The organism is Noviherbaspirillum sp. Root189 (assembly GCF_001428545.1).
Taxonomy (GTDB): Bacteria; Pseudomonadota; Gammaproteobacteria; order Burkholderiales; family Burkholderiaceae_D; genus Noviherbaspirillum.
Window position 1 is genome coordinate 18,137 of the sequence record NZ_LMHZ01000017.1, and the last position, 18,396, is coordinate 36,532.

At 56.4% G+C, this 18,396-nt stretch carries 16 protein-coding genes and 2 pseudogenes; 9 read left to right on the top strand and 9 right to left on the bottom strand.

The window, feature by feature from the left end:
- Nucleotides 1–22: 22 nt before the first annotated feature.
- From ASE07_RS12165 to ASE07_RS12195, 7 genes are all read left to right on the top strand, one after another.
- On the top strand, nucleotides 23–985 hold the full coding sequence (locus ASE07_RS12165) for a tripartite tricarboxylate transporter substrate binding protein (protein ID WP_057291098.1): 963 nt from the start codon (nucleotides 23–25) through the stop codon (nucleotides 983–985).
- A 79-nt stretch (nucleotides 986–1,064) separates the two neighbouring features.
- A complete protein-coding gene (locus tag ASE07_RS12170; RefSeq protein WP_268793421.1) occupies nucleotides 1,065–2,243 on the top strand; it encodes an acyl-CoA dehydrogenase family protein in 1,179 nt (392 codons plus the stop codon).
- A 35-nt stretch (nucleotides 2,244–2,278) separates the two neighbouring features.
- A complete protein-coding gene (locus ASE07_RS12175) occupies nucleotides 2,279–3,286 on the top strand; it encodes an NAD(P)H-quinone oxidoreductase (protein WP_057291100.1) in 1,008 nt (335 codons plus the stop codon).
- A 58-nt stretch (nucleotides 3,287–3,344) separates the two neighbouring features.
- The gene (locus tag ASE07_RS12180; RefSeq protein ID WP_057291101.1) at nucleotides 3,345–4,130 is read left to right on the top strand and encodes an enoyl-CoA hydratase-related protein; all 786 of its coding nucleotides are present in this window, start codon (nucleotides 3,345–3,347) and stop codon (nucleotides 4,128–4,130) included.
- 179 nt (nucleotides 4,131–4,309) lie between these two features.
- A complete protein-coding gene (locus ASE07_RS12185; protein ID WP_057291102.1) occupies nucleotides 4,310–5,485 on the top strand; it encodes a CaiB/BaiF CoA transferase family protein in 1,176 nt (391 codons plus the stop codon).
- A 41-nt stretch (nucleotides 5,486–5,526) separates the two neighbouring features.
- Nucleotides 5,527–6,495 carry a Bug family tripartite tricarboxylate transporter substrate binding protein gene (locus tag ASE07_RS12190; protein ID WP_057291103.1) on the top strand — a complete coding sequence of 323 codons (969 nt, stop codon included), beginning with the start codon at nucleotides 5,527–5,529 and terminating at the stop codon, nucleotides 6,493–6,495.
- An 11-nt stretch (nucleotides 6,496–6,506) separates the two neighbouring features.
- On the top strand, nucleotides 6,507–7,295 hold the full coding sequence (locus ASE07_RS12195; RefSeq protein ID WP_057291104.1) for an enoyl-CoA hydratase: 789 nt from the start codon (nucleotides 6,507–6,509) through the stop codon (nucleotides 7,293–7,295).
- A 94-nt stretch (nucleotides 7,296–7,389) separates the two neighbouring features.
- On the opposite strand, the gene ASE07_RS12200 is transcribed toward ASE07_RS12195, so the two are convergent.
- The 7 genes and pseudogenes from ASE07_RS12200 to ASE07_RS12220 all read right to left on the bottom strand — a co-directional run bounded on the left by ASE07_RS12200 (nucleotide 7,390) and on the right by ASE07_RS12220 (nucleotide 14,067).
- Nucleotides 7,390–8,274, bottom strand: coding sequence for a LysR family transcriptional regulator (locus ASE07_RS12200; RefSeq protein WP_057291105.1), 885 nt, complete (start codon nucleotides 8,272–8,274; stop codon nucleotides 7,390–7,392).
- Between the two features lie 332 nt (nucleotides 8,275–8,606).
- Nucleotides 8,607–9,248: acyl-CoA dehydrogenase family protein (locus ASE07_RS29270; protein WP_268793422.1), on the bottom strand; the 642-nt coding region annotated here is incomplete at its 5' end.
- 1 nt (nucleotide 9,249) lies between these two features.
- Nucleotides 9,250–9,723, bottom strand: a pseudogene (locus ASE07_RS30650) (acyl-CoA dehydrogenase family protein); the annotation flags it as partial.
- Between the two features lie 63 nt (nucleotides 9,724–9,786).
- Nucleotides 9,787–10,233: pseudogene (locus ASE07_RS30655) on the bottom strand (acyl-CoA dehydrogenase family protein); the annotation flags it as partial.
- The gene (locus ASE07_RS12210) at nucleotides 10,217–11,329 is read right to left on the bottom strand and encodes a CaiB/BaiF CoA transferase family protein (protein ID WP_057291106.1); all 1,113 of its coding nucleotides are present in this window, start codon (nucleotides 11,327–11,329) and stop codon (nucleotides 10,217–10,219) included. The pseudogene ASE07_RS30655 and the gene ASE07_RS12210, both read right to left, overlap by 17 nt.
- A 6-nt stretch (nucleotides 11,330–11,335) precedes the next feature.
- On the bottom strand, nucleotides 11,336–12,271 hold the full coding sequence (locus ASE07_RS12215) for a Bug family tripartite tricarboxylate transporter substrate binding protein (RefSeq protein WP_057291183.1): 936 nt from the start codon (nucleotides 12,269–12,271) through the stop codon (nucleotides 11,336–11,338).
- 74 nt (nucleotides 12,272–12,345) lie between these two features.
- Nucleotides 12,346–14,067 carry an acyl-CoA dehydrogenase family protein gene (locus ASE07_RS12220; RefSeq protein WP_057291107.1) on the bottom strand — a complete coding sequence of 574 codons (1,722 nt, stop codon included), beginning with the start codon at nucleotides 14,065–14,067 and terminating at the stop codon, nucleotides 12,346–12,348.
- Nucleotides 14,068–14,171: 104 nt separating this feature from the next.
- On the opposite strand from ASE07_RS12220, the gene ASE07_RS12225 reads away from it, so the two are divergent.
- Entirely contained in the window at nucleotides 14,172–15,047 is an 876-nt protein-coding gene (locus ASE07_RS12225; RefSeq protein ID WP_156396564.1) for a LysR family transcriptional regulator, read from the top strand.
- Nucleotides 15,048–15,392: 345 nt separating this feature from the next.
- Nucleotides 15,393–16,688: an MFS transporter gene (locus tag ASE07_RS12230; RefSeq protein WP_200960927.1), complete on the top strand. Its 1,296-nt coding sequence runs from the start codon at nucleotides 15,393–15,395 to the stop codon at nucleotides 16,686–16,688.
- A gap of 88 nt (nucleotides 16,689–16,776) precedes the next feature.
- On the opposite strand, the gene ASE07_RS12235 is transcribed toward ASE07_RS12230, so the two are convergent.
- Both ASE07_RS12235 and ASE07_RS12240 read right to left on the bottom strand, forming a co-directional pair.
- Complete coding sequence (locus ASE07_RS12235; RefSeq protein WP_057291109.1) at nucleotides 16,777–18,129, bottom strand: type II toxin-antitoxin system HipA family toxin; 1,353 nt, start codon at nucleotides 18,127–18,129, stop codon at nucleotides 16,777–16,779.
- Nucleotides 18,126–18,386 carry a helix-turn-helix domain-containing protein gene (locus ASE07_RS12240; RefSeq protein WP_057291110.1) on the bottom strand — a complete coding sequence of 87 codons (261 nt, stop codon included), beginning with the start codon at nucleotides 18,384–18,386 and terminating at the stop codon, nucleotides 18,126–18,128. Before ASE07_RS12240 ends, ASE07_RS12235 begins: the two co-directional genes overlap by 4 nt.
- Nucleotides 18,387–18,396: the final 10 nt, after the last annotated feature.

Below are 18,396 nucleotides of genomic sequence, written 5' to 3' on the forward strand. Positions count from 1 at the left end.
GCGATTTAACCAGGAGACCTTTATGAGCATCAAAGCTTTCATCCTCGCTGTCTGTGCTTCCATCACCGCATGTCTCAACGTTACTGTTGCACAAGCCGAAACATTCCCAAGCCGGCCAATCACAATACAGGTTGCTTATCCGGCGGGCGGCAGCACTGACCGTGAAATCCGTGTACTGGCCAATCTGGCCAGCAAGGAGCTCGGCCAGCCCGTTATCGTGGAAAACAAATCCGGCGCGGGCGGAACACTGGCGGCCAGCACGCTTGCCAGCACTGGCAAACCCGATGGCTATACCCTGGCGCACGCACCCGTGACTGTCTGGCGAATGCCGCACATGCAAAAAGTGAGTTGGGATCCGCTGCGTGACTTTACCTATGTGACAGGTCTGTCCGGTTACTTGCTCGGGGTCGCCGTGCGTTCCGATTCAGAATTCAAGTCGTGGAACGATATCGTGAAGTATGCACGGGCCAATCCGGGCAAGGTTAGTTATTGTTCGGTCGGCATTGGCAGCACCCAGCATCTGGGCATGGCCGAAATCGAGCGGCAAACCGGTCTCAAGTTCAACCACATACCGTATAAGGGCGGGTCCGAGACGGCCCGCGCGCTCCTCAGCGGCGAAGTCATGATTTCCGCAGACGCCATCAGTACCCTTACCATGCTGGGAGATAAAGCGCGCATCCTGATGCTGTGGGAGCCCGAACGTTACGCAGGGTTGGCTGATGTGCCGACAGCGCGTGAACTTGGCATCAACCTGGTATCCCAAAGTCCTTATGGCCTGGTCGGCCCGAAAGGTATGCCGCCTGAAGTCGTACAGAAACTGCACCGTGCGTTTGACAAGGCCTTGAACGATCCACAGCATCTGGAAGTGCTCAAATCAATCCACCAGACCCTATGGCGGAAAACACCTGAAGAATATGCGGCGTACGCGAAAACCGCATTTGAAAAGGAACGAAAATCCCTTGAGCAGGCAGGCTTGCTGCCATGAAGTTAAGAAGGGCGTATTGTTTTGACGTCCCGCCAGAGCCACCAAAGTTCGTCACCCTTTACAGATGGAGACTATTCACGTGTCTAATTTATTTACCTCGGCCCATGAAGACATGCGACGCGGCATTAAGAAGTTTGTCGACCAGGAATTGAACCCGCATGCGGACGAGTGGGAAGCTGCCGGCGCTGCGCCGCTGCCATCCATCTTTGCGCGCGCTGGAGAACTTGGCTTGCTTGGCATTAACAAGCCGGTTGAATTTGGCGGGCTCGGTCTGGATTTTTCGTACGTCATGGTCGCAGCGGAAGAGCTGGGGCATGCGCATTCGCCCAGCATTCCGTTTGCCATTGGGGCCCACTTGTCAGCGATACCGGCCCTTACCGCACACGGCAGCGACGCACTGCGTAACGAGTTCCTGGTTCCCGCAATCAGCGGCGAAGCGGTGGCCAGTATCGGGGTGAGCGAATCGGGCGCCGGTTCCGATGTATCAGCCATAAAAACCACGGCACGCAAGGATGGCGGCGACTATGTCATCAACGGCGCCAAAATGTGGATCACGAATTCCACGCATGCGCGCTGGATCAGCTTGCTGGTCAATACATCGGAAGAGGGAGGGCCTTATCGCAACAAGTCCTTGATCCTGGTTCCCATGGATACGCGTGGAGTCAGTGTGGGTAAGCCACTGCATAAGCTTGGCATGCACTGTTCCGACACGGCACCGGTATTCTTTGACGAAGTAAGAGTCCCGCAACGCCACCTGATCGGTGAAGAAGGAAAAGGTTTCATCTACCAGATGGAACAATTTCAGCATGAACGGCTATGGGCTTGCCTGCGCAGCATTTCCGCACTGGAAGACGCTATTGCATTGACGGTCGACTATACCAGCGAACGCCGCACGTTCGGCAAGCCGCTGATTGAAAACCAGGCGCTCTATCACCGCCTCGCCGACTACCTGTCACAGATCGAAGCAGTACGTTCGATTGCTTATCGCGCCGGCGAAGCGCTGGTGTCGGAACTGGATGTCACCCGTCTGGTGTCGATGGCAAAATATCTGGTCGGTAAGCTGGCACTGGAAGTCCCGTCCGGTTGTGCCCAGTATTTCGGCGGCCAGGGTTATATGTGGGAAAACCGCATTACCCGCATGTTGCGGGATTTGCGTATCGTTGCCGTCGGCGGTGGTGCGAACGAGATCATGCTTGACGTGATTGCGAAGGAAATGGGCTGGATTGGGAAACGGAGCCGGCAGAGAGGCAGTAATTGAGCACGCCGTCATCAGAAATAAAGCTGCCGGGAATCATGCGGTGCGTCGACCTGCCGCGCTTTGGCGGGCCAGAGGTCATGCGGCTGACAGAACGACCGGTGCCGCGGCCAGGCGCGTCAGAACTTCTCATCCAGGTTGCCGCCGCCGGCGTGAACCGTGGCGACACCGTTCAGCGTCGTGGCCATTATCCGCCACCGCCGGGAGCTTCAGATATTCCGGGGCTTGAGGTGGCCGGCGTTGTTGTGGAGGTCGGTTCATCTGTCAGCGGATGGAAGGTGGGTCAGCGAGTTTGCGCCCTGCTGACCGGCGGAGGTTATGCGGAATATTGCCATGTCCCCGCCGTCCAGTGTCTGCCGGTACCCGTCGGCTTGTCATTCACGGAAGCCGCAGCGCTGCCCGAAGCCTGCTTCACCGTGTGGACTATGCTGTGGGACGCGGGGCGTCTCGCTCCAGGTGAAACAATTTTGATCCAGGGCGGCACCAGCGGAATCGGTGTGATGGCGATCCAGATGGGCGCAGCACTGGGACACCGGGTTATTGCAACGGCAGGATCCGATACGAAATGCGAGGTATGCAAGTCACTTGGTGCTGAAGCTGCTATCAACTATCGGACGACCGACTTCGAGTCCGCCGTCAAAGATTTGACCTCCGGTCGTGGAGTGGATGTCATTCTTGATATGGTAGGTGGCGACTACGTGAAACGCGAACAGAACATCATGACGGATGGTGGGCGCCTGGTATTCATTGCGTTTTTGGGCGGAACCTCAGCCAGTTTTGATATCCGGCAGATGATGCATCGGCGGTTGACCTTAACCGGGGCAACACTGCGTGCGCGGTCTGTCGAGTTCAAAGCGGCCATCGCCGACCAGTTACGTACGCAAATCTGGCCACTGATCGAGACAAAGCGAATACGCCCAATCATTGATAGTACCTATCCTCTTGAGCAAGTTGCGCAGGCGCACGAGCGTATTGAATCCGGCGATCACATCGGAAAGATATTGCTAACGCTATCTGACGTTGAAAATGATTTAATTCGCCCTTAACGATTGGTCTTTAGCGTTTAGCGCAAGGATTGAAATTGAACGACAAATAAAGGAAAAGATGAAATCCGAACCGGTGTTATGCAGCATACAGAATGGCATCGCAACACTCACCCTGAATGGTCCTGATACGGGAAATGCTATCGATCTTTCGTTTGCAAGCGCGTTTTCCGAGGCAGTTGAGCATATTGCAGGCAATCCATCAGTGCGTGTACTGCTGATCAACGGAAAGGGACGTGCGTTTTGCGTCGGCGGAGATATTGCTGCGATGTCCCGATCGGAAAATCTACCGGATTTTCTCAATGCTTTGCTGACTACTCTGCACAGCGCTGCACGGCGAATTGCTGCCTTACCTGTTCCGGTTGTTTGCGCAATCCATGGCCCAGTCGGCGGCGGTGGCATCGGGATCGCATTATGCGGCGATATCGTGCTTGCATCGGAATCAGTGAAGATTCGCGGTGGCTATTCTGCCATTGGCTTGTCACCAGACTTCGGTGCTTCGTGGTGGCTCACCAAACGCGCTGGCCCGGCACGTGCCAAAAGAATTCTGTTACTTAATGAAGCCATCGACGCTGCCAAATGCCTGGAGTATGGCTTGCTGGACGCCGTGTATCCGGATCAGGAGCTGGCGGCCGAAGCGGCATCCCTCACGAATCGCCTGGCGTCAGGTGCGACACAGTCTTTTCAAAAAATAAAACAGCTGGTTGATGGCGTGGCGGGCCGTTCTCTGGAAGAGCATCTTGACCTTGAAGCCCGCTACATGATCGCATCAAGCAGCACCATTGATGCCTCTGAAGGGCTGCGCGCCTTTCTCCGGAAAGCTACGCCTGTATTTCAAGGGCGTTAGATAGCGTTTCAGCTACGCCCTCACGCTTTGTACATGTTCGGAGCCTGATCGACGACGACGCAACGTCAAGCGTTGTACAGGCAGGTGTTCGCGTGGCACGAACACGCCTTTCGAAACATTGAAATAGCCGGACCGGATTGTCCTATCTATACTCGATTCCGATATCGATAGGAGACAACATGCTCAAAAATGCACTGTCCGGCATTAAAGTGCTCGATCTGTCACGTATTCTCGCCGGCCCCTGGTGCACCCAAAACCTGGCCGACCTTGGTGCCGACGTCACCAAGGTCGAACATCCCGACCGCGGCGACGATACGCGTGGTTGGGGGCCTCCCTACCTGGAAGGCGAAGATGGCCAGAAAATGTCCGCGTACTTTGCCAGCTGCAACCGCGGCAAACGTTCAGTGGGTGCCGACTTTTCAACTGCTGCCGGAAAAGACCTGATTCTGAGTTTAGCCAAGGAATCGGACATCCTTGTCGAGAATTACAAACCTGGCACGCTGGTACGCTATGGGCTGGATTACCCGACCCTAGCAAAGGAAAATCCCCGCCTTATTTATATTTCGATTACCGGGTTTGGCCAGGATGGGCCAATGTCCGACAAACCGGGCTACGACTACGTGTTCCAGGGGATGGGCGGCCTGATGAGCTACACGGGCCATTCCGACGGCATGGCCGGGGCCGGCCCATTGCGAACAGGCGTCGCGGTTGTTGACATTACCACTGGAATGTATGCGACCGCGGCGGTGCTGGCAGCACTGTATCAAAGGGAGCGCACCGGCGAAGGTACCTTCATTGACCTCGCTCTGCTAGATGTTGCGGTTGCGCTCAATGCGAACCAGGGTGCAAACTACCTGATATCCGGCGTAAATCCACCGCGGTCAGGAAACGCCCATCCGAATTGCGCGCCGTATGAGGTGTTTCGCTGCGCCGACGGGTACTTGATCCTCGCCATTGGCAACGACAGTCAATTCCAGCGCTTTTGCGAAGTCGCGGGGATGCCCGCGTGGGCGAAGGACGCAAGGTTCAGCACAAACTCCCAGCGCATCGCGAACCTGCCCGCACTCAGGCAACTACTGGAAGATGTCTTCGTCACGCGTTCACGGCAAAGCTGGAGTGAGTCGTTCGACGCGGCCGGGGTGCCGTGGGGACCAATCAATACGCTCGATCAGGTCTTCGCCCATCCGCAGGTGCAACACCGACGCATGATGCAGCATGTGCCGCACCCCGTCATGGGATCGGTGCCGCTGGTAAGAAATCCGATGCTTAGCGACGAGAAAGAGCGAACCCTTTCCGTGGCGGCACCGCCCCTGCTTGGGGAACACGATTGCAGTATTGCCCCTGTCTGCGATTGATCCCGCTTGCAGACACCCATTCCATTTACGGAGGAGACCACATGAAGACAAACTTAATCATTGCCGCAGCCATGCTCACAGGCGGGCTTACCCTAAGTGCGCAAGCCGCCGATTATCCGGACAAGACCGTCCGTATCATCGTGCCTTACGCGCCTGGAGGTACGACTGATGTCATCGCGCGCATCGTCGGCGCAAAGCTCGGCATTATCCTCAAGCAGCCATTCATCATTGAGAACCGTCCCGGAGCCGGCGGCGGCATCGGCAGCGCCTACGCTGCGAAACAACCCGCCGACGGCTATACACTGGTGATGCTGGTAGAAAGCTCGCACGCGGTGAATCCTCAGGTCTATGCAAAGACTGCCTATGATCCGATAAAGGACTTCGCCCCGATCAGCAACCTCGCCGATGTACCGAACGTCCTGGTCGTCAATCCGTCTATGCCTGCTGCCAGCGTTCCTGCGCTGGTCAAGGAGCTCAAGGCGAATCCGCAGAAATATTCATTCGGTTCGTCCGGCAATGGCGGCTTGAGTCACATGAACGGCGAACTCTTCATGACGACCACCGGGACGACCATGCTGCATGTTCCCTACAAGGGGCTCGGCCCGGCGCTGAACGACCTGATGGCAGGGCAGGTTCAGGTAGTGTTCGACAATATTCCGTCGTCCGCCGGCCTGATCAAAGCCGGAAAAATCCGTCCTCTGGCGGTAGCGGCAAAGCAACGCTTGCCGATCCTACCCAATGTGCCGACTTATGCCGAAGTGGGGCTGGCGCCAATGAATAACCCGTCATGGTTCGGACTCGGTGCCCCGGCCGAGACACCTCCGGCTGTGCTCGATAAACTGAACAATGCGGTGCGCGAAGCCCTGGCTAGCCCGGAAGTCGCGTCGGCAATCGAAAATCAGGGAGCGGTACCCAACTACACGCCACGAAATGAATTTGCGGACCTGATCAAGTCTGCGAACGTACACTGGAAGAAGGTGGTAACCGATATTAAATTTGAAAAAATGTGACGGGAAAAACAATGGCTGAACAACTAGCAATACGGCATGCGGTCGTTACGATGGATAAGGGCATCGCGACGCTGACTATCAGTGATGCGGGCTCGCTCAATATCCTGAGTACGCCGGTCATTAAAGACGTCATCGCCCAGTTGAAAATTCTTCGCACCGACAGCAGCATCCGTACACTGGTGCTGCGTGGCACTGGCGACAAGGGGCTGATCGGCGGAGCGGATATCAAGGAAATGGCTGCACTGAATCGCCAGACTGGCGAGGAGTTCATCAGTAACCTGAGGGAAATGTGCGACGGCCTGCGTCAATTTCCGGCGCCTGTCATTGCACGCATGCCGGGCTGGACGTTGGGCGGTGGTCTTGAAGTCGCGATGGCATGTGACCTGCGCATCGCCTCCCAGGGTGCGAAATTTGGCATGCCCGAAGTCAAGGTCGGCATTCCTTCGGTCATCCATGCATCGCTGATTCCACGATTGATTGGTGGTGCCCGCGCTGCATGGTTATTGTTGACTGGAGAAACGGTGGATTCTGCAACAGCGCTTGCCTGGGGGCTGGTGCATGAAGTTGTGCCGGACGATGAACTCGACAGCGCGGTCTCTCGTGTCGCCAGCTCGCTTGCGGGTATGGGACCGGAGGTGCTGCGCCAGCAGAAGCGCCTGCTACGGGAATGGGAAGACCAGGGGCTTGATGCGTCGATTGTCGCCAGCGTGCGGGAGTTCGGCGCGGCGTTTGAGACGGGCGAGCCGCAGCGCTACATGCAGGAATTTCTCGACAAGAAAGCGGCAAGGCATTCGTCGTGAAATCCGGATGCTGAATCCTGATTGGTACTGCCTGTCATGGATTCAGCATGGATGGCGAAAGAAAATATCGCGTTGGGTGGTGCATGCCAGCGCGTCATTCACTCATCAGAAACTGGATAAAGGCAGCAGTAAAAGACGGTAACTGCTCGCCTGACTTCAGAATCAAATTCAGTTCCCGCAGTGCCCATGGTTCGAGCAAGCCGACCTTTGTCACTTTGCCTTCGCGTAAAGAAGCAGCCGCGACACTTTCGGGAACAAGTGCGATTCCGACTCCTCCTGCCACCAGAGCAAGCACCGCTTCAAAACTATGCGCGTGGATACGCACGTTCGGATTTTTTCCTGCGCGCTGCGCCACTTCTCTGAGAAACAGGAAATTGCTGCTGTGTTTTTCCATGCAGATAAAGTCGAAATCAAGCGCGGCGCCGAACCGGACTTCTTTTTCTCGTGCCAGTGGATGATTGACAGGTACTACCAGAATCAATGTGTCGACGGCATAGCGCAACACATCGACGCCACTTGCTTCCACAGAACCGGCAAGCACGCCGATATCCGCCTCGCCGGCAGCAATCGCCGCTGGGATCATCGCGCTGGCACGCTCCTCGAGATCGATATTTACATTCGGGTTCGAAACAAGAAAACCACTGACAGCAGGGATGATAAAGCCGTTTAACGAGCTGCTATTGGCAAGGATCCGAATCTGTCCCTTGAGACCTGCAGAAAACGTTCCGACCTCGTCATGCATACGTTCGACGCCGGCCAGCAATCCGCGCACATGCCGTGCGAGCACTTCGCCAGCCGGCGTTAAATCCATTCCGCGTGCGCTTCTCAGAAACAGGTAGGTCCCGAGCGCCTGCTCAAGATTCTTAATCCGATAACTCGCCGAGGATGCCGTTATATGTAAGCTCGAAGCGCCCGCAGACAGGCTTCGCGCTTCAGCGATGGCGAGGAAAAGCTTGAGGTCAGTCAGTTCGTATCGCATAGTCTCGCGCTTAGAGCGGGTTTCATATTGAAGTACTGTCGCCTCGGGCCGCCTTGACGCGCCGGGCGGCGTTGCTTGTCGCTTGTGTGGCCCGCCACACGGCGCTCCGCGCGCCTTGCCCTGCACGCCAAATCGACCCGCTTCTCCGCACACCAATATGAAACCCGCTCTAGCGATGTCAGGAAATTCAGTTTATCACTGAAGGCTCTCCCGGCAGGCACGTCACGATGGCGAGAAGGTCGCAAGTCCTGCGACCTGCAGACCGGCCAAGGTTCATCAACAGCATAGGGGGCACTGTCTACCAGCTTCTGATTGTGCAGCTTTGGTCCTGCCTAGAACGCAGGGATGCCGGTCTGTTCACGACCCAGAATCAACGCATGGATATCGTGTGTGCCTTCATAGGTATTCACTACTTCCAGGTTCACCATGTGACGGATCACGCCAAACTCATCCGAAATACCATTCCCGCCCAGCATGTCGCGCGCCATACGCGCCACATCCAGTGCCTTGCCGCAGGAATTACGCTTCATCATCGACGTAATCGCGACAGCGGCAGTACCTTCATCCTTCATGCGACCCAGACGCAGGCAGCCCTGCAGGCCCATGGTGATTTCCGTCTGCATGTCAGCCAGCTTCTTCTGGATCAGCTGGTTGGCTGCCAGCGGCTTGCCAAACTGTTTGCGGTCCAGCACATACTGGCGGGCCGTGTGCCAGCACGATTCCGCCGCACCCAGCGCACCCCAGGCAATGCCGTAACGCGCCGAATTCAGGCAGGTGAACGGTCCCTTCAAGCCACGCACTTCCGGGAACGCATTCTCTTCCGGACAGAACACGCCATCCATCACGATTTCACCAGTGATCGATGCGCGCAAACCAAACTTGCCATGGATCGCCGGCGCCGACAAACCCTTCCAGCCCTTTTCCAGCACGAAGCCACGGATCGCACCTTCATCATCCTTGGCCCACACCACGAANAAACTTGCCATGGATCGCCGGCGCCGACAAACCCTTCCAGCCCTTTTCCAGCACGAAGCCACGGATCGCACCTTCATCATCCTTGGCCCACACCACGAAGACATCGGCAATCGGCGAATTGGAAATCCACATCTTGCTGCCGGTCAGGCTGTAGCCGCCGTCCACTTTCTTGGCCCGGGTCACCATCGAACCGGGATCGGAACCATGGTTGGGCTCGGTCAGGCCGAARCAGCCGATCCATTCGCCGGTGGCCAGCTTGGGCAGGTATTTCTGTCTGGTCTGTTCRTTGCCGAATTCAAAGATGGGCACCATCACCAGCGAGCTTTGCACGCTCATCATCGAGCGGTAGCCGGAGTCGACGCGCTCGACTTCGCGGGCGATCAGGCCGTAGGACACATAGTTGAGGCCGGGGCCGCCGTATTGCTCGGGGATGGTGGGGCCRAGCAGGCCGAGTTCGCCCATTTCGCGGAAGATCTTGCCGAATTCAAAGATGGGCACCATCACCAGCGAGCTTTGCACGCTCATCATCGAGCGGTAGCCGGAGTCGACGCGCTCGACTTCGCGGGCGATCAGGCCGTAGGACACATAGTTGAGGCCGGGGCCGCCGTATTGCTCGGGGATGGTGGGGCCGAGCAGGCCGAGTTCGCCCATTTCGCGGAAGATCGCCGGATCGGTTTTTTCATGGCGGAAGGCTTCCAGCACGCGTGGTTGCAGCTTGTCCTGGCAATACGCATTGGCGGCGTCGCGCACCATGCGTTCGTCGTTCGTCAGCTGCTGATCATGGCGGAAGGCTTCCAGCACGCGTGGTTGCAGCTTGTCCTGGCAATACGCATTGGCGGCGTCGCGCACCATGCGTTCGTCGTTCGTCAGCTGCTGATCCAAGAGCAGCGGATCGTCCCAGTGAAATTGCACTTTCTGGTCGAGAGGCCTCAAGTTAACTCCTTGTTCGGTTGAAGTATCAGATTTCTTATTCGCCAATATCATCCGGCGGCGGTAGCCGATAGGTCGCTGGCGTACGGCTTAGCTTGATAGGAGAGCCTATGCCTCGATAGCCGTTCGGCATGCTGACTAACATTTCGCGGTGCGCGCTGTGCGGATGCTCAAGTGCACTCTTGACATCAAGGATTGGCGCGCAGGGAACACCTTCTTGCATCAGCCGCTCGGTCAGCGTCTCGCCGTCGAATTCTTGCAGCAGTGTCGTCAATTTTTCACGCAACAGGCTGCGATTGGCCGAGCGGGAACCGGCATCAAGGAATTCATTTTCATAGGCGAGGGTCGGCGCGCCCAACACCTTGCAAAGAATCTGAAACTGGCGATCGTTCCCGACTGCGAGATAAATCGGAGAAGTACGAGTTGGAAAGCTGTCGTACGGATAGATGTTGGGATGAGCATTTCCAGTACGCACTGGTGTTTTGTCATTCAGGAACCAGTTCGCTGCATGCGGATGGAGCAGTGAGAGTCCGCTATCGTAAAGAGCCGCCTCGACGAACTGCCCCTTTCCGCTGCGCTCGCGTTCGTTGACGGCGAGTAGTATTCCGATCACCGCGTTCAGCCCTGTGACCATATCAACAACCGGCAAGCCGACGCGTAGTGGCTCGCTGCCCGCTTCGCCATTGACGCTCATGATGCCACTCATTGCCTGAATCGCTGCATCGTAACCAGGCAAACCGCCGAGCGGCCCGTCGGCACCGAATCCGCTTACCCGGCAGTGGATCAGGCGGGGAAAACGCTCGGACAAGGTTTCATAGCCTATCCCCCATTTTTCCAGTGTGCCGGTCTTGAAGTTTTCAAGCAGTACGTCCGCATCCGACAAAAGCTCAAGCAAGCTTGCGCGACCATCGGGCTGGCTTAAATCGAGCCGCATGCCGCGCTTGTTCCGATTCAGGCCGAGATAATACGAAGCGACTCCGTTAAGAAACGGTGGTCCCCATGTGCGGGTATCGTCGCCCTGGGGCGGTTCAATTTTGAGCACGTCAGCGCCATGGTCGCCGAGAATTTGACCGCAATAGGGTCCGCCGAGAATACGCGAAACATCGATTACTTTGAGGCCCTGCAGGGCTCCTGTCGCTGTAGTTGTCATCGTTCTTTAGTCCAGTTGTGCACCCGAGCTTTTAACGACATCCTTCCAGCGCGTGACTTCACTCACCATGAAGGAGCGGAGGCTTTCGGGGTCGCTGCTGGGTGCCATTTCCAGCCCTTGCTTCTCCAGTGACTTTGCCAGCTCCGGTCGTTTCAACGCCGTAGCAAATGCCCGGTTCAGGTTGGCGACGACATCCGGAGGCGTACCGGCCGGCGCGACAATGCCGAAGAAGACGCTGACGTCGAAGCCTTTGACTCCCTGTTCAGCGACGGTCGGTACGTCAGGGAGGGCGCGTGAAGGACCGCTTGTCGTTACGCCGAGCACGTGCAACTTGCCGGCTTTGATAAACGGCAGTGCGGTAAGGACATCCGTAAAAGCCATGGAAACATGGCCGGCAATCAGATCGTTCAGCGCGGGCCCTGTTCCTTTATAGGGAACGTGCATAAAGTCCGTCCCTGCGAGCTTGTTGAACATGACCCCGGCGAGATGAGACGATGCGCCATTGCCGGAAGAGGCGTAGGTTAGTTTGCCGGGATTCGCTTTGCCGTACGTTATCAATTCCTTGACATTCTTCACCGGAATGCCGGGATGTACTACCAGTACGTTCGGCAGATAACCCAGATTGATAATGGGTGTGAAGCTGCGCAACGGGTCGTAGCTGATTTTCTTGTAAAGGCTTGCATTGATGGCGAGCGGACCAGAGGTGCCGAACAGGATGGTTTGACCATTCGCCGGTGCCCGGGCAACAAAGTCAGCACCGATGTTACCGCCGGCGCCGGCGCGGTTGTCGACGATGACGGTTTGCCCGAGAATGTCCTTCAGTTCATGGGCAATGGCACGCGCCATTGCATCCGTCGGGCCGCCAGGTGCGAACGGAACCACCAGCGTAATCGGCTTGCCCGAGGCTGCGTCCTGCGCCAGGACGGCGGAATGGTTAAAAATGCCAAGTAAGCCTGCAAGAACGATGGAAGCGATTTTCACTATTGTCTCCTTTATTGCCCTGAGTAGGCGTTGTTTTACTGCTCAAGTAGGTTTAGTGTTGCCGGATCCGCATTTGCCTCATCATCAAAGAGCAGTTGTGCTCCCGCATCACTGTAGGGTTTGAGCGGGTCCCGCGGCGAGAGACGGTGCATAACAACTAACTGCGCCAATGCCATGCGTTTTAGCGAGCCGGTTTTGCTTGCCTCCCATGCCATCGCGATAGCGGAACTTAGGTGATACAGCGCTGATGCAGCCTGGCGCGCGTGGCGGTCGCCTCCCGCGGCGGCGGCCTCTTCGGCAAAGCTGGAGGCTTGGGCAATCAGTGCTGAAAACCGCGCACGTACGACAGGGTGCATGGTCGTCTGTTCCAGCAGAGTCGAGAGATGATCCTGGAGTACTTTCAGCGAGCCTTCGCGAACGATTGCCCGAATCACATCCTGCGCCACGATATTGCTTGTGCCTTCCCAGATTGAACCAAGATGGGAATCCCGGAGCAATCGCGGATCGCTCCACTCTTCAATGTATCCGCAGCCGCCACGCACTTCCATCGCATCGCCCGTCACCCGACGCGCGTCGCGACAGGCACGGAATTTCAGCATTGGCGTGAGAATGCGCACGAGTGCATATGCCTTGCTGTCCCCGCCGTCGGCGCGCCGCAGGGCATCCGCCGCCTGAAACATCATGGTACGGGCTTGCTCACCAGGCAGCATTATTTTGGCGAGCTGTCGCTGCATCAGCGGCATATCAATTAAACGTTTGCCAAACGCCTTGCGGTGGCGCGCAATGTATTGCGCTTCAGCGGCCGCCCGGCGCATCATGCCGGCGGCACGCACACCATTTGAAAGGCGAGAGTTATTCACCATGTCTGCCATCTGCACAAATCCGCGCCCGAGCTCGCCGACAAGGTACGCGGTAGCGCCTTCAAGCCGAATCTCTCCGCTTGCCATGGAGCGGGTTCCAAGCTTGTCCTTGAGCCGGATGATGCGGTAGGCATTGGGAGAGCCATCTTCAAGCCGGCGTGGCAGCAGGAACAGGGAGACGCCCTTCATACCCTCAGGAGCGCCTTCCACCCGGGCCAGCACCATCGCAAGCGCGGCGTCCGGATTCGAGCAGAACCACTTGTCGCCGCTCAGCTTCCAGACTGCCCCGTCACGCTGCGCCACGGTCGCGGTTGCGGCAATGTCGGACCCTGCGCCTTGTTCGGTCATAAACATCGCCCCCTGTGCAAGCGCATCCAGGTCCTGCGATGTCAGTGCCGGAAGATAACGCTCCACCAGTGCCGGGTCGCCAAACTTGCGCAGGGTCCTGGTCAGGGAATCGGTCATCGACACCGGACAGCAAAGCCCGAATTCAGCCTGCACGAACAGGAATGTCAGCGCGTATTTCACAGCAGCAGGCATTGGCTCGGACCAGCCGAGCACACCGCCGCGATGTGACATGGCGGCCAGGCCGAAGTCGGAATAAGCGATTTTTTCCATTTCCACGTAAGCCGGATGCTTGACGATGCGCTGCAAGTCCTTTCCGGTACGGGTGCGATGCTCCAACGTTGGCGGATGGCGATCGGAGGTCTGCGCCAGGGCGTCGAGGACGCCGCCTGCAAGTTCGCCAAGACGGTGAAGATGGGGCTTGAGATGATCGACGAGTTGCGCAGGGAGATAGAGCCTTAATAGCGATTCCAGCTCGCGGTCTTCGACAAAAGAATTGGTACCAAAGCGATCCGGAATGGCTTCTTCATGGATAGCGTCGCGGGCAGTCATTGATCGTCTCCGATTACAAAGGTGGTAATTCATTGTGCGACTCGGTTCGATATGCGTCAAATATTGAATTACAATGATTCGATATTATTTTCTAATCGATGCCGATGGAATTCAGACACCTGAAGTACTTTGTTGTGCTGGCTGACGAGTTGCATTTCGGCAGGGCGGCAAAGCGCCTGGCGATTTCTCAGCCGCCTCTCAGCCTTAACATCCAGCAACTGGAAGCATCACTCGGTGCGACGCTTTTCGAGCGCAACAGTAAGTCGGTGAAACTGACGCCGGCGGGTGTGGCGTTTCGTGAAATTGCATTTCGCTTGCTAGCCGAAGCAGAGGAGGGCAAGGAGAGGGTGCGGCAAATTGCAAAGGGTGCCGGCAGCCGGGTACGCATTGGCATTGTCGGATCAATGCTGTTTCGTGGCTTGCCCGAGCGCCTGTCCGCCTTCCAGAAAGAACATCTTCGGGTGGACATCGTTCTCTCTGAAGGTAATTCCAGCGAGCAGGTGGATGCCCTGGTCCGCGGCCAGATCGATCTTGGCTTTGTCCACACGGCGCGCATTCCGCGAGAACTTAACAGGACGCTTTATGCATCCGAACCATTTGTATGCTGTTTGCCGAGCTACCATCCTGCGGCGGGAAAAGAAGCGGTCGATTTAAGCATTCTTTCGGCCGAACCGCTCATCATGTTTTCCCGTGGCGCTTCACCGGATTACTACCAGCGTATTTTGGCGTTATGCGAAGAACAAGGCTTGCAGCCGACAGTCCGGCATGAGGTGCGCCATTGGCTAAGTGTCGTTTCGCTTGTTTCCAAAGGAATGGGCATTGCATTGGTGCCCAGTGCGCTTGCCGATGCCGGAATTGGGGGCGTACGGTTTCTTTCAATCGGAGCGTCCAGATACCGGTCCGAGGTCTATGCGGTATGGGACGAGCGACAAATGCCGGCTGTCTTGCCGACATTGATTGAGGCACTCAAGAAAGACTGAAGCACTGCGGAGTAATTGCCGGACTTTTCCGCCCCGTGAATGCGGAGGAGAGGAATGGGTAGCGATAGTTTTCGCATATCCTGTCTTGTGCGGTGATCATTGCCAAGCAGCATGAAACATCTTTCATTGCGTCCTGAGTGATATCGAATAATGCCGAAACCGGGTTTTCAACTGCATTTCACACTAGTTTCCCACTTCCGTTAAAGTGTTGTCTGATGTGTGAAGGTAAATGCGACATCGGAGCGTGAAGAAGTTCCACACCCTGCGTTTGCTTTTATCCCGGCGATGCTGCGAAAGCTTGCTTGCGCCCGGATGTCAAATAATCCCGACCGTGGACAAGGAAATATGGATAAGAACGGCAAGGTGCAATCTGAACAGCAGCCGCTAACTGCGAAGCGCGAAGAAGTTTGGTACTTCGGATGGAATATTGTGGGGGCGGCGACTTTACTCACCTTGCTGACCGTGGGTATGCGCCTCGGCATTGGCCCATTCTTCCTTCCGATGTCTCAAGACCTTGGCTTTAGTCGGAGTTTGCTTTCCGGGATCATCGCGATTGGCATGCTTTTTTATGGCTTGGCCATGCCTTTGGCCGGCTACATGGTAGGACGTTACGGAACCCGGTTCGTATTGTTGCTTGGCACAGGGATTGTTACTGCATCTGTCATCTGGTCGATATTCGCGCGTTCACCGGTTACCTTTCTTTTAGCGTTTGGTGTGCTGATGTCTGTTGGTCTCGCATTTACCAGTCCGGTGGCACTTACGCCTGTCATCAGTCGATGGTTCACACGTCAGCGCGGGATGGCACTGTTTTTCCTGTCAACGGGTTCCATGGCGGGCATGGCTGTCATGACGCCCTTGCTGACATTCGCGATTGAAGCATTTGGCTGGCGTACCACGCTCCTGGGTTTTGCCGCCGTCTTTATTGTAGTCACAGTTCCTACAGCGCTATTTATCATCCGAGACAGTGCCCCGCTCAATACGGATCTTCTGCCGGATCAGATTCCCGTCCAAAATGCGCCGCAACCTGAAGCAGTAGCTGCTTTGAAATTTGGTGAAGCGGTCCGGACGTCTCCATTCTGGAAAATCTTTCTAGGCTTGTTTGCCTGTGGTTTCAGCATGAATCTACTGGGTACCCATGGCATGCCGATGCTGATGGACCATGGTTTTGATGCGATGACCAGCTCCATGGGTATCGGGGTGATTGGTTTCGTCGCCATTTTTGGCACTTTAATCCTCGGGCGCTTGTCGGATCGCTTACCACGGCGGAATATCCTGGCGGCTATCTATTTCATCCGTGGGTTTGGCTTCTTTGCATTGCTACTTGTAGGTACACATTGGGAACTGTACATAGCAGCGGCGATAGGCGGTCTTGTATGGGCCGGCAGTATCGCTACCTCGTCAGCGATCCTGGCCGATGTCTATGGAGTCCGTCTGGTTGGCGTCATGTATGGCTGGGCCTACCTGGGCCATCAGATCGGTGCAATGATAAGTTCATGGCTGGGCGGATGGGGTTTTGAGGCGTTCGGCACACACTGGATTGCTTTCGGTACCGCTGGACTTTTGCTCCTGATTGCCGCTACGGTTTCTCTGCGATTGCCTGACAGGCGTAAAGCCTTAACGGCACGCGGCCTCGCAATGTAGTTTCGCATTCTATGGCAGAACTGTTCGGCTTATGCAATTCCGGTGCGAATCGCACCTTCGACGCATTCCATCATGTAAACAAACCAGTTCATGGAGCCGGCCTTTCCTGCTCATCCTCTGCCTCCGGATCAGGTTCAACGGCGTTTCCATTACCCGCCGGCGCGATCCTGCTTCGCATTTTTCGGGCAAGGCTGCCGATCGTTTGCTGCAATCGCTCTGCCATTACCTTTTCTGCGGGGTCGAGGAGGAGCTCTACCTCCCTTACAGCCATTGGGATTGCGGTTTCGACCTGGACCGCCATCTCGCGTGCGATTTTTTCGACATATTTGGGTCCCACACGGACTGATTCAGCCAACGCACGGATCTGCGGTGGGCCAATCTTGCCCGGCTCGGTCTCCCCGCCGATGGTGAATGCAAAGTTTTGTCCAAGTCCTGGATATACGCGAGTGCTCATGAGATCGTAGAAAGGGGCGAGGCGTAATCCTTCGTCCGTGGCGATCATCGACAGGTTCTTGGCATGCGAGTCATTGTTGCCAACATAGAGATTGAAGAACAGCCACCTCAGCAAATTGCGTTGATCGACGGCCGGGCGTGCGGAGTCCTTGAGGATCTCAAAACAGTCCCGGAACGACGGGCCGCCGTCTGCCTCGTATTTCACGTCAGAGGGCTTTCCGGCAATCTGGCAAAAGTCAGCCTGCCAAAGTCGCTTTAGCAATCCGTCTTCCCGGATCACCCGGTCGTACCGCTCAACCAGGCATGCTTTGACAACCGGCTGGTACGTCACGTTCGCTGTTGGTAGTTCGCAGAGCTGTGCTGCGCGCATGATGATCGTCTCGTTGACAGCAGAGGCGAAAATTTTGATATCCGGGCGCACCATGTCAGGCTTCAGAATATGCGTCGATGGCGCCGAGCCCATTGGCCGCAAGGGGTGTCCGTCCTCAGTGAGAGATACCAGCATTTTGAACTGCGCGCCTGAGATCGAGATGCGCGGTTTGGGTAGATCGGCAGCTGCTTTCTCGACGGCGGCACGTTCTCCGGCGAGTTCTCCATCAGCGTGGACCAATGCATTGACCTGTTCCCAGGTTAGACGCTGATAGATCGGATGCTGCGGTGCCTGCCCTTCGGGAAGGAGCACAACTGAGCCGGCGGTATCTCCGCCAACCATCGACAGCATCCCAAAAACGCTGGAGACGTGATGGCGAAGGCTAATGATCTTCCGCTGGTCGCCTTCCGGGAGCAAGTTTTCGAAAAAAGCATGGACCTGCGCGGAATTATTTGAGCCCGGCGCCAGCGGCAATGTTGCATGTAATGCCGTGGCTCCCGGCCGCCCGAGCCAGCTGTTTACGTAGCTAAAGCTCAGGGGATCCGTACGATGCAGGGTACCGACCAGTTCATCGTCCATGTAGACCGAAAGAGCATTTGGCACGGCTTGATCGCTCATGACTTACCTTTTTTTCTGATCACAACCTCAAGGCCTAAAAGAGCAAGAATATCCATCGCTTTCTGCATCTGAACAGTCTTTTTTCCTTTCTCAAGGTCCACAATAAAGCGGTTACCCACGCCACCAAGTCCGGCGATGTCGAGTTGCGTCATGCCTTGGCTTTTACGTACCTGTTGGATGAGGGAACCAATATCCTCCATCCGTGAAACAGCGATGGGAAAGTCGCCACCATTCCGGTGCGGTAATTTTTCTTCCATTTCATGCCCC